This is a genomic window from Streptomyces sp. NPDC091376 (genome assembly GCF_044757085.1).
GTDB lineage: Bacteria > Actinomycetota > Actinomycetes > Streptomycetales > Streptomycetaceae > Streptomyces > Streptomyces pratisoli.
Map to the genome: position 1 here is coordinate 14,101 of NZ_JBIVUF010000032.1, position 24,201 is coordinate 38,301.

The following is a 24,201-nucleotide window of genomic DNA, read 5'->3' on the forward strand; positions in this document are numbered from 1 at the left end:
GCGTCCAGGCCACAGTTGGGGCCCTCGGCAGCACGCCGGGAACCTGAACCGCCCGTCGAGCGCCCACAATGGGCCTCGTTCGGCACGTCCTTGAGGGGGCATTTCACATGTCTGCTTCTCGCATCACTCGCCGCATCGTCGCCACCGCACTCGCGTCCGGCGCCCTCCTCGCGGCGGCCGCGCTGCCGGCCAACGCCGCCGGTCACGACCGGCACCACTCCTTCCGTTCGACGATCGTCATCGGAAAGGTCCAGTACGACAGCCCCGGACGGGACGACCGCTCCAACCGCAGCCTCAACGCCGAGTGGGTCGAGGTACGCAACACCGGCCGGCAGGCTGTCAACCTCCGCGGGTACACCCTCAGCGACCGTGACGGCAACCGTTACCGCTTCGACAACCTCCGCCTGAACGGACGCTCCAGCGTCCGCGTCCACACCGGCGTCGGCCGCGACACCCGCACCGACACCTACCAGGACCGCCGCAACTACATCTGGGACAACCGCGACACCGCCACCCTCCGCAACGACCGCGGCCGCACCCTGGACACCAAGTCCTGGGGCCGCCTCGGGCACCGCCGCTGACACGGCACTGCACACCCGGGGGCCCGGCCGCACCACGCGGCCGGGCCCCCGGCACGTTTCGTCGTACTGCTGCCACGAACACGATGGGTACCGGCCCCTCCCAACAGCTGGTCAACTGCGGCGAGGACGGCGTCGGTACCGTGCCCGCCGATGAGGAGCCGAACGCGCGGGTCCGGCATCCACTCTGACGGCGCGTGTCGCCGAGGCGGGACAGCGTAGGCCAGCTTCGTTCACCTTCAGCGAACAGCGCGTGTCCACGAGTTCGGGCAGCAGTGAGCGACCACTGGAGTGATGAATGCTCACGAGCCACGGTTATGGGTCAACTTCCGTGGTGCTGGGTCCGCATCGACCGGTTCGGTCTACGGTGTTGCATCGTGACGGTTCTGATCATCGGTGGTAGCGGCTTCCTGGGCGGTGAGCTGATCCGGCAGGCAACAGTGGCCGGACATCCGACGGCAGCAAGCTTCGCGACCAGGCCCGGTAAAGCGGCTGGGGTCGCTTGGCATCCCCTCGATGTGCGGGACGCCGGACGCATCGACGCGGTCATGGCCGCGGTTGACCCACGCATCGTCGTCAACGTCTCGAGCGGCAGGGCCGACTGGGCGGTCACGGCCGAGGGTCCCGTCCGTCTGGCGATGGCGGCGGCTTCGTACGGCAGCCGCTTGGTCCACGTCTCCAGCGATGCCGTGTTCTCCGGTGACCGTGTCCACTACGACGAGTCCTGCCTCCCCGACCCCGTCACCCCGTACGGAGCCGCGAAAGCCGCAGCGGAGACCGGGGTCCTGCTCACGTGTCCCGGGGCCGTCGTCGCGCGCACTTCGCTGATCGTCGGCGGTGGGCGGTCCGTCCACGAGCGTGCCGTGCACCAACTGGCAGCCGGCACCCTCGACGGCGTCCTGTTCACCGACGACATCCGCTGCCCGGTGCACGTCACCGACCTGGCTGCAGCTCTCCTGGAGCTGGCAGCCCACGACGCGCGCGGGGTTCACCACCTCTCAGGAGCAGACGCGGTGAGCCGTCACGAACTCGGCACCCTCATCGCCAGACGTGACGGCCTCGACGCCTCCCGGCTACCCACAGGCCTGCGGGGCGACAGCACGCTTCCCGGCGCCCTCGACGTCCGCCTCGACAGCCGCGCAACCCAGCGGAAACTGCGCACCGTGCTCCGCGGTGTGCACAACTTCCTCGCAGCCGCAGCGTGAACAGAATGCCAGGTCCCCGAGCGTCGAGTTGTGCGAGGCGCCGAGCATCCATGCAGAACCGCAAAGTCGTGCCGAGCCCGAGTTCTGACGGCGCTTCACATCAGTGGTGTTGGTCATGCGGTCCGTGCAGAGCACCGTTCCTTCCCGGGTGCACAGTTCAGCCCGCGGTGCATAGGCGGTAGTCCGGCCGCTCTCCCCGCTCGATGCGAGGCTCGGTGACGTCATGCAGACCGCCAGGCGAGGGAGGCCTCCACAATCCACTCCTCCAGCACGTACAGCGGTCGCCGTGGCGTGGGCGCGCCGCCCGAGGAGCGAGTCCACCGGGTCGGCGCCGGAGGCTGAAGGAACGGTCGCCTTCGACGCCCGCAGCTGCGCGAGCGGCCTCGGCTGATGCTCGCAGGCCGCGTCCTGCGGGCGGTCATTCGTTCAGCTTCACCCGGGCCCGCTCAGAGACCACGCGCAGGAACCGCGGCTTCCCCTCGGCATTGGTGGCGGTCACCTACTGGCGCTCCAGTGCTCGAGGCAAGCGGCCATGCGGTCGCGGCGGCCGGCGGTGAGGACACTGGGATCGGCAGCCAGACCCAGCGCCTCGCATACCTTCTCCACCGCCCCTTCGGTCGAGAGCACCGAGCGGTGGCCGGTTCTCGTACGGGACCTCCGTGTGCACGGAACGTCATCTCCCGACCGGCCGCTGGGCTTTCACCGGCGCCGACGGTCGCGCCGGAGCGGCAGGCTGTGCCCCGCCGGGATCCGTAGGCCGTGCGCGAGCCTGGGCGGCCGCGCCTCGTCGGTGGCTACGCGGTCGCGATCGTCCGGCGGCGTCGCGCGTGCCAGAGCGTGGCTCCGTACAGGACGGTGAACGCCATGCTCACTGCGGTCAGGAGAAGCCATGACAGCGCCCTCCAGCCTGCCACGTCGGTCCCGTGGAGCCAGCGGATCAGGAAGTTGGCGCCGGCCGCGACCGGGAACGAGAACACCCAGTACCCGTAGTGGAACGACTGCTGGCGCAGATCCGGAAGGAGGAACGCGACCACCAGGAGTGTGAAGAGCAGCAGCCCGGCGAAGCCTTGGCCCACGACGTCGAAGGTGCCCTGGTGGGCTGCCGTCCAGGCCAGGCCGCCGGTGGCCGGTGGGATGACCAGGACGGTGAGGGTGGGGCGGGCGGGCCGGGGCATGCCGCCGCCGTTGGCGACCAGGCCGCCGAGGATGACGGTGCCGAAGGCGAGCCAGTACAGGCCTCCGACGGCGAAGGTCGCCGCGGCGACCTCGGGGAGCCGGAGTGTGGAGGCGGTGGCACTGGAGATGAACGGGGCGGACACCACCGGCAGCAGATATCCGGGGTGCAGAGGGGCCGCGGCGAGGCCGCCCGTGACCCAGTGCGCCAGAAGGCGTGCGGCGATGACCGCGGCCGCCACGGCGAACGCGGCATAGCCCCATCGGGCGGCGTCCAGTCCGAACCGGGAGAGGTGCCCCGCCGCGAGCATTCCGACGATGGGGATGTAAGCGAGAGTGAAACCCTGGCCGGGGTGGTGGAGGTCATCGAGGACATTGCGCCATCGCCAGCCTCCGTGGCGTATGTACTGCACCAGCAGGACCGCCCACACGAGGCCGCTCACGGCGAACAGCGCATCGCTCACCCATTGAGGTGCGCCGAGGCCGAATGTTGCGGACTGCCATGCACCGCCGAGTCCGGCGGTTCCGAGGGAGATCGACAGCAGGCCGATCCTCTCCGCGCGAAAGTCGGATGGTCCTCTCCCGTGGGCGGTGGGGCCGCTTCCCGCAGGATCTCGCGTCGGAGCGTGGGCGGTCCGCTGTGGTGCGACGGACCCGTGCACCGTTTCCTGGTGTGTGCCGAGCGGTTGCATGAAGACCTTTTCTCCCCTTTCCGGAGCTCTTGTCCAGGGGGCGATACGAGTGGCAGGAGGGGGTTTGCGTCGTCGACGCCGGGCGATCCGGTGGCGGAAGCAGGCCGGAGTAGTTCGACGGTCAACCACCATATCCATAAGAAGCAAAAGTCGTATACTTATGTTCCCAGGCTGGAGGCATGACTACGAGGAGTGATCGGAATGAGTTGGCCGGCCACGGCTCGCTACGACAAGGACCCGGCCCCGGGTGGGCTTGCCTTCGCCCAGGACCTCATGAACACCATCGCCGCCGGCAAGCCGCGCACGAAGGATCTCCTCCAGCACCTCGCCGACGCCCAAGAGTGGCTTGACCAGGCACTGGCGGAGTGGAGCAGGGTCACGGACACCCCCCTGGGCGGTGTCGAACTCGACCCGCACAGCCTGGAGGAGCTCCGCGGTTTCCGCGACGATCTGCGCCGGGCTGCCGGACAGGACGGCGACGCCACCCTTCCCCCGCTCCACACTGCGGCTGTCGCCATGCAGCTCGGCGCGGACGGGCAGGTTCACCTGGAGCCGCGCGGCACCGGCTGGCGGCGAGTGGCGTCCCTGACCCTGATCGAGGTCTTCCAAGCCCAGCAGGCCGGCACGTGGCAGCGACTGAAAAGGTGTCGCAACGACCGCTGCCGGACGATGTTCTTCGACCGGTCGCGCAACAACAGCGGAGTCTGGCACGACGTCAAGCTGTGCGGTAACGCGGCGAACCTGCGGGCGTACCGGGCGAGGCAGCGGGCCAAGGCCGAATCGTAGGGCGTGACACCGGGCCGCCGTCACCGGCAGGCGGGGCCGCCCATGCGGCCTGAGATGAGCAGCTCAGCTGCGTGCAGCGCCGCAGCCCTTCGAGAAGGCGGGGCGAACGCCCGGAGACAGCCGCGGCCTCGCCGTGGCCCCGCCCTGTGGCGCCGGGGTGATCCCCCGGCGGTACGCGACAGAGGGACCAGTCGCGACACCTCGTGGGCACTTCCTGCGATGCCGCAGTCACTGACCGTTTCCTTTCCCTCTTATCCCGGCCTGGTGGGCATCTTTCCAGCATCTTACTTGTTGGACATACGCAAAGAGCTTACGGTTACGTCGTTGCCAGGCTTGTTGATACGCCTCCACCGCTCCGCCGGTGCGGCATCACCGCACGAGCCGCTGCAGCGGCGGAAGGCCGTACGTCGCGCAGCGCCGTCCCTGTGCCGCGCCCCGATCGAGGAGGGTCCCGATGATCATCGATGCCGCGGAGCTGGACGCCGCTTCCGCATACAAACTGCTGATCGGCAGTGTCATTCCCCGCGCCGTGGCCTGGGTCAGCACGGTCTCGCCCGAGGGCGTGGCAAACCTCGCGCCCATCTCCTTCTTCACTCCAGTCGGGCGGAAACCGCCCATGGTCTCCATCACCCTGCAGCCACGGTCGGACGGAGTCACGCTGAAGGACACCTTCATCAACATCCGCGACACGGGCGAGTTCGTCACCAACCTGGCGACGCTGCCGCAGGCGGACGCGATGCACGCATCGGCGTTCGAGTTCGACCCGGGCGTGGACGAGTTCGAGGCGCTGGGGCTGGAGAAGGAACCGTCCGAGGTGGTGCGCGCGCCCCGGGTCAAAGAGGCACCGATCGCGTTCGAATGCGTCGTCGACCGCATCATTCCGGTCGGGGACGACGGTGTCGATCATGTGGTGTGGGGCAGGGTGGTCCGGTTCCACATCAGGGACGACCTCTATCTGGAGCGAGGGCGGATCGACACCGCCGCGCTACCTGCAGTCGCACGGCTCGCCGGCGAGTACACCGTGGTCGACAACGTCTTCACCACACCCCTGGATGAGGAACTGCTGAAGGCCCGGCACGGTCACCGGACGCGGCGCCTGGACGCACAGGACGCACAGGACGCACAGCCAGGCGGCCGGTCCCCGCTCGACGGCAAGGACCGATCCCGCTCGGGTGCGGCGTCCACCTCCTCCGGCACGTGAGCCGCACGGTGGGAAAGAACGCATCGGGAAGACCGACGTGCGCGGGCCGGACCGCCGCCGACCGGCGTTCAGCTGACACCGGTTCGCCGACGATGCACCGACGAGGTGGGCGCAGCCGTCGACGCCCTCGGCAGGCCCTTCGTGATCGTCGGTCAGAGCATGGGAGCGATGGTGGCCGAACCGGTCGCCACCCACCTGCCCGGCCAGGCCGAAGACCGAAACGCGAAGTCCGAGACCCAAAGTCTGGTAGGAACGACCATGCCCCACCTGACCTGCTCCATCGACGACGGCATCGCCACTCTTGTCCTGAGCCACCCGCCCCAGAACCGCGTCCACGCACAGATGGCCACCGAACTCGCCCTGGCCCTCGAGACGACCTGCCGCAGCAGAGCCCGGGCCGTTCTCGTACGCGCCGGAAGCCCGGACTTCAGCTTCGGCGGTGGCATCGTCGACCGGGGCCGGACACGGACGTCACCCAACCGGCGCCCTCCGCAGACGCCGCCGCGGCCACGGCCCGGCTCAAGGGCGTCGCCCGACGCTGAAGCTCCCGCCCCGAACACCGGCGCGCGCTGAACGGCACCGGATCGACCAACGGGAAACGGGAATCGTGCCGACCGGCGGGACCGACCGGCAAGCCTCACCCACAGGATGCACGGAAGAGATGCACATGAACGAGCTGCTCGCCCAAGCCATCGAAGCCCACGGCGGAATCACGCGCTGGAACGCACTGACCGAGGTGCGGGCCACCATCGTCAGCGGAGGCGACCTGTTCGCCATCAAGGGCCTGCCGCAGGATCCCGCACCACGTGAGATGACCGTACGGCTGCACGAGGAACACGCATCGGTGAAGCCCTTCGGCGCCCCCGACCAGAAGACCGACTTCACGGCCCGACGGGTGAGCATCGAGAAGCTCGACGGGCACGTGGTGGCCGAACGCAATGATCCGCGAGCCTCATTCGCCGGCCACGTCCTGGAGAGCCCCTGGGACCCGCTGGACCGCGCCTACTTCAACGGCTACGCGCTATGGACCTACCTCACCACCCCCTTCCTGCTCGCCATGCCCGGCTTCACCGTCACCGAGATCGACCCCTGGCAGGAAGGCGACGAAGCCTGGCGGGGCCTGCGCGCGACCTTTCCACCCCGCATCGCCAGCCATTCAACCCACCAGGACTTCTACTTCGGCCCCGACCGGCTCCTGCGCCGTCACGACTACCACGTCGACATCGCCGGTGGATTCGCCGCCGCGCAGTACGTCCACGACTACGTGGAAGCGAACGGCATCCTGCTGCCCACCAAACGTCGCGCTCACCGCCGCGACCCCGAGGGCCACCCGATCGCGGAGCAGGTCATGGTCTCGATCGACCTCAGCAACGTCCACTTCAGCTGACCGAAGACCTCACCCGAAGCCCCGCCCCAGGCGACCGGCTCCCAGCTCCCCCGCCATCACCCAGCCGTCGCCTTCCGACCGCGTGCTCGTTCCAGCTCCAACGCGCTCTGGGCGGGTGGGCAAGCCACTGCCCAACAGCAAGGTGCCCTGGCCCACTGGACGCCAGTCACGACCGATGACTGCGCGGCTACGATGGCCAGGGAATCTTCGGTCTCGGAACGGCTCAACGCCGAGTCAGCGACACGAGTTGGGGGGGCCTGTGCGTCGGGCGTTCGTCCTGGGCAGGAGCTTCGCCGGCATGCTCGCCGCGCACGTCCTCAACGGCATGCTCAACGAGCTTGTCGTCCTCGAACCGGACGCTCCCTCCTCCTGATCCTCCGAAGGCGACGTATCCAACACTCCGCCCTTGAGTACCCAGTCAACTGCCGTCGTCCGACCGAAGGAACAGAGCCACCACCATGCCCACCTGGTCTCGCACGCTCGACAAAGCCGGCGTCTCCGATGCGCTCCTGCGAAGGGACTACACCGAGCAGCGAGGCCTGGTCGCCCGCTTCGCTCGCGCCGAGTACCTGGCGGTCCGGTTGCTGTTGCCCGCCGCCGTCGTACCGGACGTCATCGCCGCCACCGCATTCATGCACCACAGCGACAACCTCATCGATCAAGGACCCCTCGACGAGCGGCTGAAGGCACTCGAGTCCTGGCAGGTTCAGGTGAAGGACGCCTTTGACAGCGGCTCGACAGACCAGTCGGTGCTGCGAGCGCTGGTCCACACCGCCGGCCGACACACACAGCTGGAGGGGCACGTACAGGCCTTCCTCAACGGAGCTCCCACTGAAGTGCAGTGGGAAGGCTTCGACACGGACGACGACTTCCGAGGGTACGTCGACGCGTACTCGCACCCGGCCTTCATGCTCATCGCCTGTCTGCTTGAGCCCTCGACACAGGCTGATGCCTATCGCACGGGATGCCGAACGTTCATCGAGTCCAGCCAGCGGCTCGACTTTCTGGAGGACCTCGCTGACGACCTCGGGACCGGACGCCTCGGCCTTTCCCAGGAGAGCCTCGCGGCCTTCGGCGTCACGCGTGCTCAACTGGAGCGGGGGGAGCGCTCAGAGGGCCTCCAGAAGCTGATTCGTCATCAGGTGGAGCTGATCCGGCCGGGGCTCGTCGCCTCGCAGAGCCTTGCCGGCCTTGTCGACCCTCGCAGCAGGCAGTTCATGACCGCCCTCGTGTCCCTGCAGCAGATACGACTCCAGAAAGTTGAGGAGACAGGAGCATCACTCCTTCGCAAGTCCCCGAGCAAGCCGATCGCGGCTTCGCTTCGCGTGCTCGCTCGTGCCTACCTTGCTGCCCGTCGCGCACGGTGATGTGGAGCGCTTCGTCACGCCGTACCGGTACGTGTCCGTGAGCCCGGTGACGTCGGCATCTTGCTGGTCATAGGTACGTTGGGCGTTGGGGATTCTGATTCGACACCCGGTTTTCAAGGATCCCCAACGACCCGCGTGTGCAAGGGAGAACACCTCACGCCGTCGGGTTGCCGGCACCTCAGATCCCCACTGCCGGACGAGTCGATGTGCCATTTGCTGTGCAACAGCCGTACGCTGCAGTCACAACAGCGGGCACTTCCCGGATGCTCACCCTCACGTCTCAGGAGCACATCATGACAACCGCAGCCACCGCAGTGAACAGTGTTGAAACGACAACTGCCATGCTCCAGGCGGAGCTTCCTCAGCTGGAGAAGCACCAGCAGGCGCTCCAGGAGGAGCTTGCCGCCGTGTCGGTACGTCTGGAATCGGTCCGCGGAGCGTTGACGGCGCTGAGCGCCCTGTCGGCCACCGCGATCCCGCACCCCCGTGCCGCCGAGACCGATGCCAGTGCCGACACCGAAGTGGCCGCGGTCCCGAACGAGCCTGCCGCCATCGAGGAAAGCCCGGCACCCGAACCGGCCACGGGCGACATCGCCGCGGCCGACGAGCCTGCGCCGGCACCGCAGGAGACGGCACCCGCGCGCAAGGCCCGCAAGACCAGCACCAGCACCAGCACCAGCACCACGAAGAAGAGCGCCGCCAAGTCGACGGACAAGCCGGCCAAGCGCCGCCCGGTCGCGAAGCCCACCCCTGTCAAGGCAGCGAAGAAGACCAAGCAGTCACCCAGCACCACTGCCTCGGACACCGCTCAGGACACCGGTGGTCTCACCGAGCAGGTCATCGCGATCCTGAGCCGCCAAACCGATGTTCCTCTGCGCGCCAGGGACGTGGCCGAGGCCCTCGGCCGTGACGAGAGCACCGGCAGCATCAACGCCGTCCGCAGCACCCTCGACCGCCTCGTCGCCACTTCCCGCGCCCACCGTGCCGGACGTGGCCTGTACCAGGCGCCCGCCGCCTGAACCTCGCAGCCGCCGACGGGTCCCGTGACGGTGTGAGCCTTCCACATGGGGAACGGTCAAGCGGGCACGTCCTGACGGACGTGCCCGGCTGCCCGGGATGCCGTCGTCCTCGTGAGCTCCTCCCCGGGCCAGCCTGGCCCGCAGAGGACGGTGGTGTGAGCTGCGTAGAGGCTTCCTCCTGTGCGCAGGCACCGCATGACGTGCTCCCGCCGCGCCTCGGGGCCGTAGGAGTCCGGAGGGAGCGTCTGCCGGAGGATGGGGCTCTGCCCTCGCGTGACCGCGGGGCTGCGCCGCCCTGCCGGCCCCGCTGCGCGTCCGACGTGCCTCGCCCCGCCTGACTGCCGTTCGGCTTCCGGGTGGCACCGCGTTGACAGTGAGACGGGCTCGTCGGTCACCGCTGGACGCAAGTACCAGGAGTGGGTGCGCAGTTCGTTCCGGGCCGTCGTCGCCGGTCCACCGTACGGTCTCCGAGACGGCATGGGCGGCGGCTGAGGGCGGCACGTCCTCGCCTCGCCGGCGTGGCACGTTCAGGCGTGGGGTCCCGAGGCCGACCACCCGGTCACCGTGTCTCACCCACCCCAGCAGGCTGTCCCCGCACCACCGCGCACTCTCGCACAACGCTCTGATCCCCCAGGATTCGTCGAGGACAGTTCGGACTTGGCCTAGACCTGGTGCCTCGTGCACACCGGGTCCTAGACTCGCCGTGGCCCTGGCACAGCGCCACGGCCCTACCGAATCCGCCGAACAGATGCGCGGCCCGTGCGATCAAGGGAAGGCATCCCTGCTCGTCGGCATGCCGTGACCAGCCCGGCCGTATGTCCGTTCCTCACGTCCTGGCGAGGCAGTCCCACGTGCTCCACCCGATACGCCCGTATGCCACGGGCGCCGAAAGGAGAACCATGGACCCACGCAAGCGCGTCCCGATCCGGGGCAGAGCCGCCGCCACTCTCGGGCTCGCCGCCGCTCTCACCACCGTCACCGGTATCGCCGCCGCGCCGGCCTCGGCCGGAACCAACTGCGAAGGCGGCTACCACTGCGTGTTCTACTTCGACTTCAGCAGTGCCAAGCACGGCTACTTCAACGGTGACCCGGACTTCTCCAACGACGCGTTCAACCAGGGCGGCTCGTCGGGCCGGGGCACCGGCGTCAACAACAACGTCTGGGCTGCCAGCAACTCCAGCACCGGTGGGTACTACAGCCTCTACTACTACAACACCGGCCGCACCGGACCTCTGGTCTTCTGTGTCAGGCCGGGCAGCCAGGTCGGCCGCGAGCAGCTGTCCACGAACAATGTCGCCGGCGACGGCATCGGGCAGCGGGACGAGGCCAGTTCGCTGGAGCTGCGGGACAGCGGGTGGATCCCCGGCGGATGCTTCTGATGCACGGGATCCGGCGCGGCGGGGCAGCACGTCTCCTTCGGCCGGGCCATGCCCGCCGTCACGTCATGGTGGCGTACCTGCTGCTCGTGACCGCGCTGGGTGCCCTGGCGGCCTCTGACGGGCCGCCAGGGACACCGGGGCGAACCCAGATGTCGGCGGCGCGAACCCAGGCGCCGGTGCTCCGAACCCAGGCGTCGCCGGCCGAGCTGCACCGGCTGCCGCCGATCTACCGCATGACCTACCGCTGGTCCGCCGCGGGGGAACGTATCCAGCGCGCGCATCACCAAGTCGTCGGCACTTGCATGGACCGCCTCGGCTTTGCCTATCCGCCGACGCCACCACCCAGCACGTCCCGAAGCGAGGGTCCCTGGCCCTTCCCGTTCGGTTTTGAAACGACGGACCAGCTCCAGCCGCGCCCGGCGGAGCCTGCGCCCAGGGAAACACCGCGTGGAGAGGCCTTCGAGAGGGCTCTGTTCGGCGACCCGGACCGCCGTGTCACCGCACGCGGGGCGAAGCTGACGGTGAACCGGCCGGCGACGGGCTGCCTGGCCGAGGCGGACGGACGACTCCAGGGCGAGATGCGGATCCGCAGCATGCAGCTGTCCATTCTGCTGTACGAGGCGGAGACGGCCGCGTTGCAACTCCTCGACGCAGAACCCGCGTTCCGCAGTGCCACCGAACAGTGGCGACGCTGCGTCCAACGGGCGGGCTTTCCGTTTCGCGATCCGCGCGACCTCTTGCGGAAGAGTTCCGCCCAGCCGGACCCGGCAGCCGCGCAGGCCGACGTGCGGTGCAAACGCAGTACGGGCTACCTCGCCACCGCCTACGACCGACTCGCCCGCATCCAGCAGCGCCTGCTCGACAAGGAGCCCTCGCTGGCCAGGGACTGGGCCAGGAGCCAGGCACGGCAGGACTCCGTGGCCAGGGACGTGCTCCCGTAGACGCCCTCGTCGGCCGCCAGGTGAAGCGGGCTGACGCACCGGGCACGACACCGGCCGTGAGGGCCCCGGGAGTCCACAACGGATCCCGGGGGCTCGCGCTCTCAGTCCTCCAGTGAACGAACTGTCAGTCCTCCAGTGGTGGAAGGTCGGCCAGACCGGTGTCGAGCAGGATGCGGTCGATCGTCCGGGTGAGGGTGCTTCCGGCGTCGATGACCGCCTCGGTGCCGCCGGGGAGCAGGTCGAGTTCGCGGTACCACTCGCGCAGCTCCCGCTCGCCGACCTTGTCGGCGATCGGCTTGGTGGCATGGCGGGCGAGTGTTTCGTCGAACGGCACGTGGAGGTAGTAGCCGTGGGTCGAGCCGCGGTGGTCGGCGCGCAGGCGGGTGAGCATGGTGCCGTAGTGGTCGGCGTAGAGAATGCCTTCGAGGACGACGTGGTAGCCAGCGTCCAGGGAGTAGCGGGCGACCGTGTCGATCAGGCCGATGTTCGCCGCTCCCCGCCGGTCGCGTTCGCGCAGGACGACTCTGCGGAGGTTGTCCTGGCCCACCAGGGCCAGGCCGCGGCCGAAGCGGTCGCGGACACCGGCCGCGACGGACGACTTGCCCGAGGCGCTGTTGCCCCGCAGGATCACGAGCCGGGTTGTTTCGGTGCCCACCATCATCCGGGCGAGGCTACAGGCGACCACCGACAGTGGGGCGGAAACCGCCCGGACGTGCGGCGTGGTGGTGCCACGCGCGTTCCAGGGCAACCGTTGCGGGCCGGTCATCCGTACGGCGCCCCGGGCTGCGGCACGGAGGCCGTGTTGCACTGCCTGTGTGCCGACTTCGAGCGTCTGGCGAGTACCGGGGTCCGGGTGGGGGCGATCAGTCAGGGCGAGCGCGCGACCCGCGTCGGGCTCGTCGTGGCGGACGTGATGCGTCGGTTGACGCGTCAGTTGACGCGTACGGCCGTGACGGTGAAGCGCTCGACCTCGGCGACGTGCCCGCCGGTGGATGCGACCACCGTCAGCACGGCGTCGCGTGCGCCGGAGAAGGGCACCGTCACCTTCCAGGGCTGTTTGTCGCCGCCCGCCGAGGTACAGCACGGCGAGGTTCCCAGCGGCTTTGCGGACGACGGCTGGAACACCTGGACGCGGATGCTCTCGTCCACTCCGGTGATCCGGCCGCCGGTGACCATCGGGGAGCGCACGAGTGCCCCGTATGCGGGTGTGGTCAGGGAGAACGTGGTGTCGTCGGTGCCTACGACCTCCCACGGGGCGTCCGTTCCTGTGCCGTAGCGCACGAGGTGGATCACCGCTGCGGTGCCGCCCTCTGACCCGGTCGGTGCGACGCCGATGCGGGCGTGCCTGCCGCTGACCGCGCGCGAGGAGATGCGGTCGATCTCCTTGAAGCCCAGGTAGTTGCGGGTGAAGGACAGTGCGGTCTGGCCGGGGTCGAGATGCCAGGGCTGGTGGCCGCTGGAGCGGTAGGCGCGCTCCCATGCCTCGGCTTGGGCGGGCGTGGTGAACGGCCACAGTGGCTTGAGGCTCCAGGAGCCGAGCGGTGGCGTGGCCGGAGTAGCGGGCGTAGCCGGAGTAGCGGGCGTGGCCGGGGTGGCGGGGGTGGCCGGGGTGGCTGGGCTGGCGGCCGTGGACGGGGGCGTGGTGGGCGTCTCCGGCGCGGTGGCCGGTGTTCCCGATGCGCTCGGGGACCCGCCGGAGCTGCCGCAGGCTGTGAGCACCATGCCCGCCACGGCCGCTGCGACGAAGTGCCGGAGTGGGAGCCGGATGTTCAATGGGTGTCCCCCGGTAGGAGTCGAAGCGGCCATGGCGAGCGGCCACTGTGGTGGTCTGTCCGGCTATGGTGCCACCCGTCCGGCTCGCATCACAGAGGCCATGCCGCCATATCGTCCTCACTGTCCGCTGCCTGGTCGTGAATCCCCTCGCCGCAGCGCTGGGTGGGGCATGGCGCAAGCAGGAAACTGCCTCGGCCCGGGCTTGAGTGGGCATTCCGGTCCCTGCCGACCTCCGGCGCACCGACTGAGTACGCGTACGGATGGTGCGCGCCGCGGCACCCGAGCAAGATGCCCACATGACGGATTCCGCTGCGGAGACGGCCCGGCGAACGCGACGCACGGTCATCACTTTCCTTGTCCTGACGGCCGTTCTCCTGCTCCCTCTGCTGGCCGGGTTGTGGTACGCCGCCGACGACGCGCTCCAGCACAAGAGCGCCACGGACTGGAGCGCCAACCACGAAACCAGGAAGTCACTTGAGCGCGCCGCCATGCTGATCGTCGGCGTGCCGATGGCCGGTGCCGCGTGCGGCTGGACCGGGGCGACGGTACTGGGACGCCGCACCGCTGTCGCCACGACCACGGGCGTCATGCTGGGCGCGATCGCCCTGTGGATCCTCGGCATCGCCTCGTTCTTCATCGCCTTCGGCAACGCCACGTTCGACTTCTGAGCCGTCCGGTCTTGCGGCAGGCGGCCAGCGGCACGTACCGCAGCAGCACGCGTCGGAGGACCGGGGAGCCGCGCAGCCAAGGACGCGGTGGGCGTGCTGGGCGTGCTGGGCGTGCTGGGCGCAGTGAGGCTTGCCGTGGTCCGTCCCGGATCCGGCCCGTGCGGCGGGCGGCAGGGGTGTGGCCGTGAAGGTGCCGTCGGGGTCGAACCGGGCCTTGGCGGCCAGGAGTCGTGGCGTGTTCGGGCCGTAGGCGTGGGCGATCTCGTCGTCCTGACGGGGACCAAGCATGTTGGGATAGCCGCCGGGCAGCGCGTGGGGCGCCAGCGAGCCAACGACCGAGTCCGCCCACGCATGATGCGGCCCGGCGTCTGCCGGTTCCCACGCCGCGACGATCTCGACCATGAAGTGGTCCTGCCGGATGCCGAACGCGGTGCTCTCGGGGGCCACCCGGGCCGCGGCGCCGTGGAAGTGGTGCAGCAGCACGCCCGATGCCGTACTGGTGACCGAGTCCCCCGCCGCGATGAAGGCCTCGACGACCCTGGGCGTGAGGGCGGCGACCGAGCGCGTGCGCGCGGTGACGTGCCGGCCGGTGAACTCGCCCTGGGCGTCGCCTCGGTGCAGCAGTTCTTCCTGGGAGGTCGGGCCGACCTGTGCAAAGGCCGGAGTGCCGAGTCGCTGCAGTGCGCCCAGGTGCGGCTCGCCCGTGCTGGTCGCGGCGTTCCATGTCGGCATCAGGAACAGCGTCGGCACTCCGTCGGGGCCGGCGAGGAAGGCGGTCTGCACGGTGAGTGCGTCGGGGGCTTCGGCCAGGACCTGGCCGAGCCGTTCCAGCACCTTCCCGGCCTGTGCCCAGGGATAGCCGATCAGGCCGGCGAGCAGACCGTCGTGGGGGTGCAGGCGTAGGCGCATGGATGTCACGACGCCGAAGTTCCCGCCACCGCCGCGAAGGGCCCAGAAGAGTTCGGGGTCGCGCTCCTCGTCCACGCGTACCGCCCGGCCGTCGGCCAGGACGACGTCGGCACCGAGCAGGTTGTCCAGCGCCAGACCGTGGCGGCCGTTCAGCGGGCCGTACCCGCCCGCGAGGGTCAGGCCCGTCATGCCGACGCCGCCGACCGTGCCGGTGACGGCATTCAGCCCGTGCGGGGCCAGCGCGGCGACGAGACCGGCGACTGTGGTGCCCCCGCCGATGGTGGCCACACGCGTGGCCGGGTCGACGGTGACCTGCCCCATACGGGTCACGTCGATCACCAGCGCGTCCTCGCGTACGCCGCGTCCGGGGATGTCGTGACCGCCGGCGCGTACCGACAGCGGCAGGCCGTGCCGCCGGGCCGCGCGCACCGCGGCCTGAACGTCGCTTCGGGTGCGTGCGTGGACGACGAGGGCGGGCCGGGTGTGCACGGCACCGTTCCAGATACGGCGGGTTGCCTCGTAGGCCGGACCGGACGTCGCGACCGGGCCCGGCCCGATCTCGGCGGCCAGCTCACACGCGGCACTCATGGTCGCGGTCGTGGTCGTGCTGTTGGTCGTGGCTTCTGCCGTCATGATGCAGCCCCTCGGGAGAACCCCCCTTGACCAGAGCCTAGCTCTAGTGACGAGAGTACTCCTCGTGTCCTCAGAGGCAAACTGCTCTCAGTAGAGATCGGTACACTCGGAGCATGAGTCCTCGAAGCGAGCGCACATCCACCCCCGGCACCCGCAGCACGACCGGTGGGCCCGGCGCGACCGGCGAGGGGCGGAACAGTGAGCGGCCCAGCCGGCGGGCGGAGTACGCGGAAGCGACGCGCCGCGCCGTCATCGACGAGGCACGCCGGCTGTTCAGCGAGCGCGGCTACTTCGCCACGAAGGTCGACGACATCGCCGTCGCCGCCCGGGTCTCGCCGGCGACCGTGTACGTCATCGGCGGCAAGCAGGGCCTGCTGCGGATCCTGGTCGACCGGTGGTCCGCCGCACCCGAGGTCGAGACGGCCCGGCGGCAGCTGGAGGAGGCCGGCGACCCGGCGGAGATCCTGCGCATCGTCGCGACCCTGACACGGCGGATGCGCGAGGACTACGGGGACATCATGCGGGTCGTGCTGGCCACGGCCCCCCACGACGCGGCGGCCGCGGAGGGTCTCGCCCTGGCCACGGGGCGCTATCGCGACGGCACCAGGGTGGCCGCCCGGCGCCTTGCGGAACTCGGCGCGCTGCAGAGCGGCATCGACGTCGAGCGGGCCCTGGACATCCTGTGGTTCTACTTCGGATACCAGGGCTTCTTCACCCTCGTCGACGACAACGGCTGGTCCCACGCGCAGGCCGAGGAGTGGCTCCTCACCGCCGCCCGCCAGGCCCTGCTGACGCCCTGACGACGGCGCACCCGGCACACTCAGCCGCCCACAAGGCACACCCGGCACCCTGACGGCCCAGACCGCCCTGACCTCGCCCTTCGGCTTCGGCTTCGGCCTGCTTCAGCCGACTGTCCTGACGCGCAGACCGCCCGTACCGCACGCGCCGCCGTGCGTGAGCACTCAGCAGTCGGTTGGATTTTCCAACCCTGCTGGTTAAGGTGGGTTGGGAATGCGAACCCACCTCCGAGGGGGACGGAATGCTCAGCTCAGCCGCAGACATCGTCAGTGCCCGGGGCGCCGAACCGACTGCCGCCACTCCCTCAGGAGCGGAGGACGGCAGCACCGTCCACGTCGACCGGTCCTGGTGGTCGTGGAACGGGGCCCAGGGCGGATACGTCGCCGCTCTCGCCCTTACCGCCATGCGCGACGAGCGCGCCGCACGCGCACAGGGGGAGCTCCCGGTCCGTGCGCTCAGTGCGCACTTCCTGGCCCCCGTGGACGAACGTCCGCTGCACTTCTCGGCCTTCGCCCTGCGAGAGGGCAGCCGCACATCCATGTCCTCGGTCACCGCCGTCCAGGACGGTGTCCCGGCGCTGACCGGCTCGGCCGTGTTCGGACGGACCGGGCACGGCCCTGTGTACGACGGGATCCCCGCACCCGACGTACCGCACCCCGAGGCGTGCCCTGTGCTCACCCTCCCGAATTCCCTGGCGGCCTTCGCCGCCCGCCTGGAGATCCGCCCCGCCACCGGTGCGCGGCCGCTCGGCGGTGGACAGCAGGCGGAACTCCTGGCGTGGATGCGCTTTGCCGACCACCGGCCGCTGGACGCCGAGACGACGGTCGTCCTCGCCGACGCCCTGCCACCCGCGTTGTTCGCCCTGTGGACCGAGGCGCGCCCGGTACCGACGGCCGAGCTGACCGTGCACTTCACCGATGCCCTGGACGCGGGCCCGTCGGACGGCTGGGCCCTCGTCCGGATCCGCACCGAACACGCCGGCGGCGGCTGGGTCATCGACGACAGCGCCATCTGGTCCGGTGACGGCCGGCTGCTCGCTCTCGCCCGTCAGGCACGCACCGTCCGCGACGGACTTTCGGCCGAGCGCTCGCAGTGACCCGACCGCGGCGACCCGACGCGCCGGCGGCTTCAGGAACAGGCCGACGGTGACGCGGTGGGTGGGGCCGGATCTCTGACCGCACTCCCTGCCGCCCGTGGCCGAACCGGCATGACGCAGCAGTACGGCGACGGCAACAAGCCAGGCGCCGTGGCGGCGGCAACGGCCCCTCGTTCCCGGCCAGCCACTCGTCCGGACGAACCCGCCGGAGGCTCGCCGAACACTCCGCACGGCAGACTTGGGTCATGGACTGGTCACCGGACCGAGAGGCGCTGCGCGGCCGCGTTGCCGTCGTCGCGGGAGCCACGCGAGGAGCCGGACGCGGAATCGCCGCCGCCTTGGGTGAAGCCGGCGCGACCGTCATCTGCACCGGGCGCACCAGTAGCACCAAGAGGATCCCGTCCGACTACCACCGGGCCGAGACGATCGAGGAGACCGCCGACCTCGTCACACGACTGGGCGGCACGGGCATCGCCGTCCCCGTCGACCATCTCGACCCCGCTCAGGTCCGAGCACTGGCCGAACGTGTCCGCCGCGACCATGGCCATATCGACGTACTTGTGAACGACCTCTGGGGCGGCGGACTGCTCAAAGGCGGCCCGCCGCAATGGAACACCCCCCTTTGGGAGCTCGACCTCGACGACGGACTCCGGATGCTCCGGCACGCCATCGACAGCCATCTCATCACCTCGCATCATCTGCTCCCCCTGCTCATCGAGAAGCCGGGCGGGCTGCTCGTGGAGGTGACGGACGGCACCGCCGACCACAACGCGTCGCGGTACCGGATCTCGGTCTTCTACGACCTCGCCAAGACCGCCGTGAACCGGCTCGCCTTCTCCCAGGGCCACGAGCTGAGTCCGCACGCGGCCTCCGCCGTCGCCCTCACACCGGGCTGGCTCCGCTCGGAGATGATGCTCGAGAACTACGGCGTGTGCGAGGAGAACTGGCGCGACGCCCTGGCCCCCGGCCGCGCCGGTGGCCGCCCCACCGCGCCACCGGACTTCGCCCTTTCCGAGTCCCCTCGCTACGTCGGACGCGCCGTCGCCGCACTGGCCTGCGATACGGACCGGGCTCGGTGGAACGGCGCCTCCGTCAGCTCCGGCCGTCTCGCCCGGGTGTACGGGTTCACCGATCTCGACGGCTCCCGACCCGACATCTGGCGATTCAACGAGGAGACCGGCGAAGGCGGAAGCGCCGCGAGCCCGGACGACTTCCGCTGACGCACTCCTCCGGCGCGCACCATCACAGCCGGCGCCGGTACACCTTCGCCACCACCAGCGGGATGCGGGACCCGCACTGGACAAGGCGGGTGACCATGACAGCGGGATGCCCCATCCACGGCGCGTGGGACAGCTCCCGCTCCTCCACGATCGATAGCCTCACCCCTCTATCCGTTGAGCGGGCTATGTGGGGTTTGTGATGCGTCGTCTTACGATCGGCCTGGCCCTGCTCGCCGGCCTGGTGTCCTGGCCCTGGGCGGGCCCCCAGGCCGTTCCCGCCCTCAAGGGAACAGCGGGCCAGGACAGCAGCCACGGCACGAACATCCTCCTCGTCGGGATCGACAGCCGCGCCGGGCTGTCCGCCGCCGAGAAGCGGCGCCTCCACGTGGGCGGCGAGGGATGCGACTGCACCGACGTGATGATGCTCGTACACCTGTCGCAGGACCAGCGGCGCGCCAGCATCGTCTCTCTCCCCCGGGACAGTTACGTCGAGTACGCCAAGCCCGACGGCAGCACGACGCCACCACGCCGAGGCAAGATCAACGGCGCGTTCAAGACCGGCCGCGGGCCCCTGACCGTGCGGACTGTCGAGAAGGTCACGGGCCTTCACGTCGACCACTACCTGGAGACCGACTTCTCCGGCTTCGAACAGGCCGTCAACCATCTGGGCGGTGCGACCGTCTGCACGGACAAGGCCCTCAAGGACGACAACTCCGGCCTCGACATCGCCGCGGGAACCCACCTTCTCGATGGCAATGGAGCCCTGCGCTACGCCCGGGCACGGCACATCAACCGCCCGGGAGACCTCGGCCGGGTCCGCCGCCAGCAGCGCCTGCTCGCCGGCATGCTGGACCGGCTGACCGGCCAGGGCGCCCTGGCCGATCCCGTCAGCGCGGCGCACACGGCCGGCCAACTGCTCAAGTCCGTCCGCACAGACGAACGGACAGGCCTTGACGACCTCGTCCGCATCGGCCGGACACTGGGCCGGCTTCCGGCCGCCCGGATGGAGTTCACCACCGTCCCGATCGCCGACTTCGACCATCGCGTGCCCGGCGTGGGATCCACCCTCCTGTGGCACCCGGCCCGCTCCCGGGCCCTGTGGAACGCCCTGCGCGCCGACCGCCCGATCACCGGTGACACCCGCATCACACCCGTGCCCGACACCCGCGCCGAGACCGACCCCGCCACCATCACAGTGCGCGTCGACGACACCACCGTCGCCAAGGCCCTGCGACGCAGCCGGTTCGCCGTGAGCGACACCTCGGCATCCGCGCCGTCGGTACGGCCCGCCGGACCGCCCGTCATCACCTATCCCGCGGGACGCGAAGCGGATGCCTCCACACTGGCCGCCGCCCTGCCCGGATCACATCTGCGGGCAGGCACCGGGAACTCCGCCTTCGACGTCGCCGTCGGCTCCGAGCCCGTCACGGTCAGGACCGTCACCTACGACCGCAACATCGCAGAAGGCGCACCGGTCGCCGCAAACCACCTCCACTGCGTCACGCCGCGGCGATGAACTCCCGCACAGCCACCACGGTCGCCCCGGCTCCGCCGACGTGAGTGCGTACCCACGGTCCGTCCGGTATCCGGCCGGGCCTGGCCCGGCCGGACAAGTCGACAGTGGGGCGGATCGGCGAGGGGCGGCCGGTCAGCCGTAGCGGCGCAGTTCGTGGAAGAAGTCGTCGATGACGTGCAGTTCGCCGGAGCCGTCCATCTGGTCGTAGACGTACTTGCCCACCGCCAGGTCGAGCACGCCGAGGCCGAAGGGCGAGAACACCACCGGCCGGTCGGCGGGCAGTGCCGCCCTGCCGGACATCACGTCGTCGAGGGTGCCGGTGAGGAAGTCGCGGCCGCCGGTGAGCTGTTCGGCCAGATGGGGTGAGGTGTCGGCCTTGAGGCAGTGCTCGACGTCGTCCACGACGTTCGCGGATGCGAGAATGATCTCGGGGGCGAGGTCGCGCAGGGAGACGTGCAGCACCAGCGGATGGTGGTCGAACCAGGCCGGGTCGCTGACGTGGGGTTCGGCGGCGATGGTGGCGAAGACCACCAGGTCGCTGGAGCGGATCAGGTCCTGCGGGTCGTCGTGGACGGTGATGCGGCCGGTGACGGGCGTCTGCTGCAGATAGCCTCTGAAGCCGGCCGCGCTGTCGGCGGACACGTCATGGACGCCGATCTCGTCGAACGACCAGCCGGTGCCCGCCAGGAACGTGTGGATGTAGCGGGCGATCAGGCCCGTACCGAAGAACCCGATCCGCGCCGGCCGCTGCCGTCCGCGGCTGAGCCGGTCCGCCGCCAGGGCCGCCATCGCCGCGGTCCTGGTGGCGCTGATGATGGAGCTCTCCAGGCAGGCGAACGGATAGCCCGTGTCGTGGTCGTTGAGGATCAGCACGGCCGAGGCCCGCGGAATGCCCGCCGCGACGTTCGTGGGGAAGCTGGAGATCCACTTCAGGCCGTCCACGCGGACCTGACCGCCGATCGAGGCCGGAAGCGCGATGATGCGGGCGGTCGGGCGGTCGGGGAACCGCAGGAAGTACGACGGCGGGTTCACCGAATCACCTGCCGCATGCAACCGGTAGGTGGCTTCGACGAGTTCGACGATCTGCTTCTCCCGGCCCTTGAGGGCATGCTGGACCTGGGCACCGGGGATCACCGCGAACGGCGGCACGGCGGACGGCTGCGACATGGACAACTCCCGTGGTGGAGTGGAGCGGCTGGTGGTCATCGCGGAACGGATGGCGGTCATCGGAGGGGGCCGGGGTTCGGTTCGGTCGGTTGGGTCGATTGGGTCCGGATGGGGGTCATTGGTCGCTCACCTCGATGGTGGGTGAGCAGTCGGTGAGTCGTACGGGTTCGGCGAGGCCGACGAGGACTTCGCGTGTGCCTTCGTAGGGCTCTCGGCTGTGGGCCGTGCGGATGTTGTCGACGAGCATGAGGTCGCCGGCCTGCCAGGGTTCGCGGGCGGTGTGGGCCTCGTAGGTCTGGTTGAGGAGCTGGACGACGTCCTCGCCGATGGGGTCGCCGTCGCCGTAGCGGGTGTTGAAGGGCAGGCCGTCCTCGCCGTAGACGTCGACGAGGTACTCGCGGACCTCTTCGGCGAGGGTCCACTGGTTGAGGAAGGCGATCTGGTTGAACCAGCAGCGCTCGCCGGTGACGGGGTGGCGGACGATGGCGCTGCGGCGCTGGCGGGTGCGCAGGGTGCCGTCGCTCTGCCAGGCGAAGTCGATGGCGTTGATGCGGCAGTAGTTCTCGATGATGGCTTTGTCGTCGGTGCCGAAGGCTTCGGCGAAGGAGGCGCCGATCTCGTCGTTGTAGCTGCGGGTGAGGAGCCAGCCTTCCTGTTCGAATCGTTTGACCAGTTCCGGGGGCAGGGCCTGGAGCACGGTGGGTGCGTCGGCGACGGCGGTGGCGCCCATGTGGGTGGGGGCGCTGAGGCAGGCGAACATCATCAGGCCGGGGAACTCGAGGGTGTAGCTGAGTTCGTGGTGCATGCACATGGGCTGGTTGGCGGGCCAGGTGGTGGAGGAGTACACGCCGTCGGCGTAGGTCTGGCGGGGGGCGAAGGCCTCGCGTTCGCTCATCAGGTCGCCGCCGGCCAGCTGCCGGAAGACACCGCCCACCTGATCGGCATCGCTCAGGTTCAGGCCGCGGACCAGCACCGCACCACGCTCGGCGACGACGGCACGCAGCGCCTCACGCTGCTCGGCCGCCCAACGCGCCGCATCGGCAGGGGTTTCGGTGTCAAGTAGCGCAACGGCGCCGGGCCGCGATGTGGCGCCGGGGAGGGCCGCGGAGTTCGGGGACGACGACATGATTGACGATCCTTTTCGTGGTGTGGTGTCTCTGACGGACGGTGCGGTCCGTCAGGGAGCGGGAGTCAGTTCGGTCGCAGAACCGGTCGCCGAACCTGTCGCCGAATCTGTCGGAGAGTCGGCCGCGGGAGGCGGGGTTCCGCTGTCGAGTTGGGTGGCGAGGTCGGCGAGGACGGGGTGGCGGGTGACGTCTTTGAGGGTGATCTGGCGGTCGAGGGCGATGGCGAGTTTCACGGCGGACAGGGAGGTGCCGCCGCGGTCGAAGAAGTGGTCCTGCCGGCCGATCTGGTCCTGCTTGATGCCGAGGACGTTCGCCCAGGCGGCGGCGAGCCGCTGTTCGGTCGCGGTGGCCGGCGCCTCGCGCCCTGTCGCTTCGGCGGCGGCAGGGGCGGCGAGGTCGGTGGCGAGCTGGGTGAGTGTCTTCTTGTCGGTCTTGCCGTTCGGGGTCAGGGGCAGGGCCTGCTGCCAGTGGAAGACCGCGGGAACCATGTACCCGGGCAGGGTCGCGGCCAGGTGCTCGTGCAGAGTCCGGCTGTCGAGCGGGGCGTGGGCGGTGTAGAAGGCGGCCAGCTGCCCGCCGGCACCGGTGTCGGTGACCACGACCGCGCCGTCGCGCACCCCGGGCACCTTCAGGAGCGTGTTCTCGATCTCGCCGATCTCGATCCGGAACCCGCGGATCTTCACCTGCGTGTCGCGGCGGCCCAGGAACTCCAGCTTCCCCGAAGGGTGCCAGCGCCCGCGGTCCCCACTGCGGTACAACCGCTCACCCACGCGATGCGGATCAGGCACGAACGCCCGCGCGGTGCGCTCGGGATCGTTCACATAACCCCGCCCCACACACACCCCGGAGAACACGATCTCACCCGGCGCGCCCAACGGCACCGGCACCAGATCGTCATCGACCACATACACATGCACGTTGCTCACCGGGGGTCCCAGCAGGACCCGCTCCGGCGCCGTGTGCATCACCTCGTGATTGGTGTCGTCACAGGTTTCCGTCAGGCCGTAGGCGTTCACCAGCGCGACACCCGGACGGGCGGCGAACCACCGCTCGGCCAGCTCCCGCTTCAACGCCTCACCCGTCACCGACACACACCGCAACCGCTCCAGCGCCCGCGGCTGCTGCTCCAGCCCCGCCAGCAACGCCTCCAGATAGGAGGGCACCACCTGCAGCACCGTCACCCCACCCGCACTCACCGTCTGAAGGAACCGGCCCACATCCAGCACCGCGTCCTGCTCCACCAGCACCGTCCGCCCACCCACCACCAGCGCGGACACCAACTGCCACAACGAGATGTCGAAACACTGCGGCGCCACCTGCGCCACCACACTGTCCTCACCGATCCGCAGATCATCGATCTTCGCGAACAGATGGTTCATCAGCCCCGCGTGCTCACACATCGCCCCCTTCGGCTCACCCGTCGAGCCGGACGTGAAGTAGATGTACGCCAACTGACCCGCATCCACCGGCAGATCCAGATCGTCCCCGGCATGCTCCTCGGCCCACGCATCGTCCACCAGCAGCCGCTGAACACCCCCCAGCGACACCAGCGCCTCGTCCAAAGAC

22 protein-coding genes are annotated in these 24,201 nt (G+C 69.8%); 14 read left to right on the forward strand and 8 right to left on the reverse strand.

The window, feature by feature from the left end:
* Positions 1–107 precede the first annotated feature (107 nt).
* Both ACIQMR_RS36290 and ACIQMR_RS36295 read left to right on the forward strand, forming a co-directional pair.
* The gene (locus ACIQMR_RS36290) at positions 108–581 is read left to right on the forward strand and encodes a lamin tail domain-containing protein (RefSeq protein ID WP_401396882.1); all 474 of its coding nucleotides are present in this window, start codon (positions 108–110) and stop codon (positions 579–581) included.
* 374 nt (positions 582–955) lie between these two features.
* A complete protein-coding gene (locus ACIQMR_RS36295; protein WP_401396885.1) occupies positions 956–1,783 on the forward strand; it encodes an SDR family oxidoreductase in 828 nt (275 codons plus the stop codon).
* A 794-nt stretch (positions 1,784–2,577) separates the two neighbouring features.
* Here the strand turns inward: ACIQMR_RS36295 and ACIQMR_RS36300 are convergent.
* Entirely contained in the window at positions 2,578–3,786 is a 1,209-nt protein-coding gene (locus ACIQMR_RS36300; protein ID WP_401396888.1) for a hypothetical protein, read from the reverse strand.
* A 63-nt stretch (positions 3,787–3,849) separates the two neighbouring features.
* Between ACIQMR_RS36300 and ACIQMR_RS36305 the strand changes: the two genes are divergently transcribed.
* The 8 genes from ACIQMR_RS36305 (at position 3,850) to ACIQMR_RS36340 (ending at position 11,728) form a co-directional block, all read left to right on the forward strand.
* Positions 3,850–4,434, forward strand: a complete 585-nt coding sequence (locus tag ACIQMR_RS36305) for a CGNR zinc finger domain-containing protein (RefSeq protein WP_401396891.1) — start codon at positions 3,850–3,852, stop codon at positions 4,432–4,434.
* 454 nt (positions 4,435–4,888) lie between these two features.
* Positions 4,889–5,635: a flavin reductase family protein gene (locus tag ACIQMR_RS36310; RefSeq protein ID WP_401396894.1), complete on the forward strand. Its 747-nt coding sequence runs from the start codon at positions 4,889–4,891 to the stop codon at positions 5,633–5,635.
* Between the two features lie 258 nt (positions 5,636–5,893).
* Entirely contained in the window at positions 5,894–6,208 is a 315-nt protein-coding gene (locus tag ACIQMR_RS36315; RefSeq protein WP_401396897.1) for a hypothetical protein, read from the forward strand.
* An 88-nt stretch (positions 6,209–6,296) separates the two neighbouring features.
* The gene (locus ACIQMR_RS36320) at positions 6,297–7,022 is read left to right on the forward strand and encodes a hypothetical protein (protein WP_401396900.1); all 726 of its coding nucleotides are present in this window, start codon (positions 6,297–6,299) and stop codon (positions 7,020–7,022) included.
* A 458-nt stretch (positions 7,023–7,480) separates the two neighbouring features.
* Positions 7,481–8,389 (forward strand): squalene/phytoene synthase family protein, encoded by a 909-nt coding sequence (locus tag ACIQMR_RS36325; protein ID WP_401396903.1) that lies wholly within the window; start codon positions 7,481–7,483, stop codon positions 8,387–8,389.
* Between the two features lie 293 nt (positions 8,390–8,682).
* Complete coding sequence (locus tag ACIQMR_RS36330) at positions 8,683–9,408, forward strand: hypothetical protein (RefSeq protein WP_401396906.1); 726 nt, start codon at positions 8,683–8,685, stop codon at positions 9,406–9,408.
* Between the two features lie 899 nt (positions 9,409–10,307).
* On the forward strand, positions 10,308–10,787 hold the full coding sequence (locus ACIQMR_RS36335) for a hypothetical protein (protein WP_401396909.1): 480 nt from the start codon (positions 10,308–10,310) through the stop codon (positions 10,785–10,787).
* Between the two features lie 176 nt (positions 10,788–10,963).
* Positions 10,964–11,728, forward strand: coding sequence for a hypothetical protein (locus ACIQMR_RS36340; RefSeq protein WP_401396912.1), 765 nt, complete (start codon positions 10,964–10,966; stop codon positions 11,726–11,728).
* 124 nt (positions 11,729–11,852) lie between these two features.
* Here ACIQMR_RS36340 and ACIQMR_RS36345 read toward each other — a convergent pair whose 3' ends face one another.
* The 3 genes from ACIQMR_RS36345 to ACIQMR_RS36355 form a co-directional block, all read right to left on the reverse strand.
* Positions 11,853–12,386, reverse strand: a complete 534-nt coding sequence (locus ACIQMR_RS36345) for a kinase (RefSeq protein ID WP_401396953.1) — start codon at positions 12,384–12,386, stop codon at positions 11,853–11,855.
* A gap of 272 nt (positions 12,387–12,658) precedes the next feature.
* Positions 12,659–13,450 carry a hypothetical protein gene (locus tag ACIQMR_RS36350; protein ID WP_401396915.1) on the reverse strand — a complete coding sequence of 264 codons (792 nt, stop codon included), beginning with the start codon at positions 13,448–13,450 and terminating at the stop codon, positions 12,659–12,661.
* Positions 13,451–13,971: 521 nt separating this feature from the next.
* Positions 13,972–15,711: an FAD-binding oxidoreductase gene (locus ACIQMR_RS36355; RefSeq protein WP_401396918.1), complete on the reverse strand. Its 1,740-nt coding sequence runs from the start codon at positions 15,709–15,711 to the stop codon at positions 13,972–13,974.
* A gap of 113 nt (positions 15,712–15,824) precedes the next feature.
* On the opposite strand from ACIQMR_RS36355, the gene ACIQMR_RS36360 reads away from it, so the two are divergent.
* From ACIQMR_RS36360 to ACIQMR_RS36370, 3 genes are all read left to right on the forward strand, one after another.
* Positions 15,825–16,511: a TetR/AcrR family transcriptional regulator gene (locus ACIQMR_RS36360; protein WP_401396921.1), complete on the forward strand. Its 687-nt coding sequence runs from the start codon at positions 15,825–15,827 to the stop codon at positions 16,509–16,511.
* Between the two features lie 239 nt (positions 16,512–16,750).
* The gene (locus ACIQMR_RS36365; protein WP_401396924.1) at positions 16,751–17,605 is read left to right on the forward strand and encodes an acyl-CoA thioesterase; all 855 of its coding nucleotides are present in this window, start codon (positions 16,751–16,753) and stop codon (positions 17,603–17,605) included.
* A 245-nt stretch (positions 17,606–17,850) separates the two neighbouring features.
* Positions 17,851–18,825 (forward strand): SDR family oxidoreductase, encoded by a 975-nt coding sequence (locus tag ACIQMR_RS36370; RefSeq protein ID WP_401396927.1) that lies wholly within the window; start codon positions 17,851–17,853, stop codon positions 18,823–18,825.
* 22 nt (positions 18,826–18,847) lie between these two features.
* On the opposite strand, the gene ACIQMR_RS36375 is transcribed toward ACIQMR_RS36370, so the two are convergent.
* The gene (locus ACIQMR_RS36375) at positions 18,848–18,988 is read right to left on the reverse strand and encodes a hypothetical protein (protein WP_401396930.1); all 141 of its coding nucleotides are present in this window, start codon (positions 18,986–18,988) and stop codon (positions 18,848–18,850) included.
* Positions 18,989–19,024: 36 nt separating this feature from the next.
* Between ACIQMR_RS36375 and ACIQMR_RS36380 the strand changes: the two genes are divergently transcribed.
* Positions 19,025–20,341, forward strand: a complete 1,317-nt coding sequence (locus ACIQMR_RS36380) for an LCP family protein (protein ID WP_401396933.1) — start codon at positions 19,025–19,027, stop codon at positions 20,339–20,341.
* A 132-nt stretch (positions 20,342–20,473) separates the two neighbouring features.
* On the opposite strand, the gene sbnB is transcribed toward ACIQMR_RS36380, so the two are convergent.
* The 3 genes from sbnB to ACIQMR_RS36395 form a co-directional block, all read right to left on the reverse strand.
* Positions 20,474–21,508, reverse strand: a complete 1,035-nt coding sequence (gene sbnB / locus ACIQMR_RS36385; RefSeq protein ID WP_401396936.1) for a 2,3-diaminopropionate biosynthesis protein SbnB — start codon at positions 21,506–21,508, stop codon at positions 20,474–20,476.
* 115 nt (positions 21,509–21,623) lie between these two features.
* A complete protein-coding gene (locus ACIQMR_RS36390) occupies positions 21,624–22,634 on the reverse strand; it encodes a TauD/TfdA family dioxygenase (protein WP_401396939.1) in 1,011 nt (336 codons plus the stop codon).
* A 51-nt stretch (positions 22,635–22,685) separates the two neighbouring features.
* On the reverse strand, positions 22,686–24,201 hold a 1,516-nt coding region (locus tag ACIQMR_RS36395), incomplete at its 5' end, for an AMP-binding protein (RefSeq protein WP_401396942.1).

Coding starts and splice junctions, on each gene's coding strand:
- ACIQMR_RS36290 (WP_401396882.1), top strand. CDS start 108: ATGTCTGCTTCTCGCATCACTCGCCGCATCGTCGCCACCGCACTCGCG.
- ACIQMR_RS36300 (WP_401396888.1), bottom strand. CDS start 3,786: ATGGATATGGTGGTTGACCGTCGAACTACTCCGGCCTGCTTCCGCCAC.
- ACIQMR_RS36305 (WP_401396891.1), top strand. CDS start 3,850: ATGAGTTGGCCGGCCACGGCTCGCTACGACAAGGACCCGGCCCCGGGT.
- ACIQMR_RS36310 (WP_401396894.1), top strand. CDS start 4,889: ATGATCATCGATGCCGCGGAGCTGGACGCCGCTTCCGCATACAAACTG.
- ACIQMR_RS36315 (WP_401396897.1), top strand. CDS start 5,894: ATGCCCCACCTGACCTGCTCCATCGACGACGGCATCGCCACTCTTGTC.
- ACIQMR_RS36320 (WP_401396900.1), top strand. CDS start 6,297: ATGCACATGAACGAGCTGCTCGCCCAAGCCATCGAAGCCCACGGCGGA.
- ACIQMR_RS36325 (WP_401396903.1), top strand. CDS start 7,481: ATGCCCACCTGGTCTCGCACGCTCGACAAAGCCGGCGTCTCCGATGCG.
- ACIQMR_RS36330 (WP_401396906.1), top strand. CDS start 8,683: ATGACAACCGCAGCCACCGCAGTGAACAGTGTTGAAACGACAACTGCC.
- ACIQMR_RS36335 (WP_401396909.1), top strand. CDS start 10,308: ATGGACCCACGCAAGCGCGTCCCGATCCGGGGCAGAGCCGCCGCCACT.
- ACIQMR_RS36345 (WP_401396953.1), bottom strand. CDS start 12,386: ATGGTGGGCACCGAAACAACCCGGCTCGTGATCCTGCGGGGCAACAGC.
- ACIQMR_RS36350 (WP_401396915.1), bottom strand. CDS start 13,450: ATGGTGCTCACAGCCTGCGGCAGCTCCGGCGGGTCCCCGAGCGCATCG.
- ACIQMR_RS36355 (WP_401396918.1), bottom strand. CDS start 15,711: ATGACGGCAGAAGCCACGACCAACAGCACGACCACGACCGCGACCATG.
- ACIQMR_RS36360 (WP_401396921.1), top strand. CDS start 15,825: ATGAGTCCTCGAAGCGAGCGCACATCCACCCCCGGCACCCGCAGCACG.
- ACIQMR_RS36365 (WP_401396924.1), top strand. CDS start 16,751: ATGCTCAGCTCAGCCGCAGACATCGTCAGTGCCCGGGGCGCCGAACCG.
- ACIQMR_RS36370 (WP_401396927.1), top strand. CDS start 17,851: ATGGACTGGTCACCGGACCGAGAGGCGCTGCGCGGCCGCGTTGCCGTC.
- ACIQMR_RS36380 (WP_401396933.1), top strand. CDS start 19,025: ATGCGTCGTCTTACGATCGGCCTGGCCCTGCTCGCCGGCCTGGTGTCC.
- sbnB (WP_401396936.1), bottom strand. CDS start 21,508: ATGTCGCAGCCGTCCGCCGTGCCGCCGTTCGCGGTGATCCCCGGTGCC.
- ACIQMR_RS36390 (WP_401396939.1), bottom strand. CDS start 22,634: ATGTCGTCGTCCCCGAACTCCGCGGCCCTCCCCGGCGCCACATCGCGG.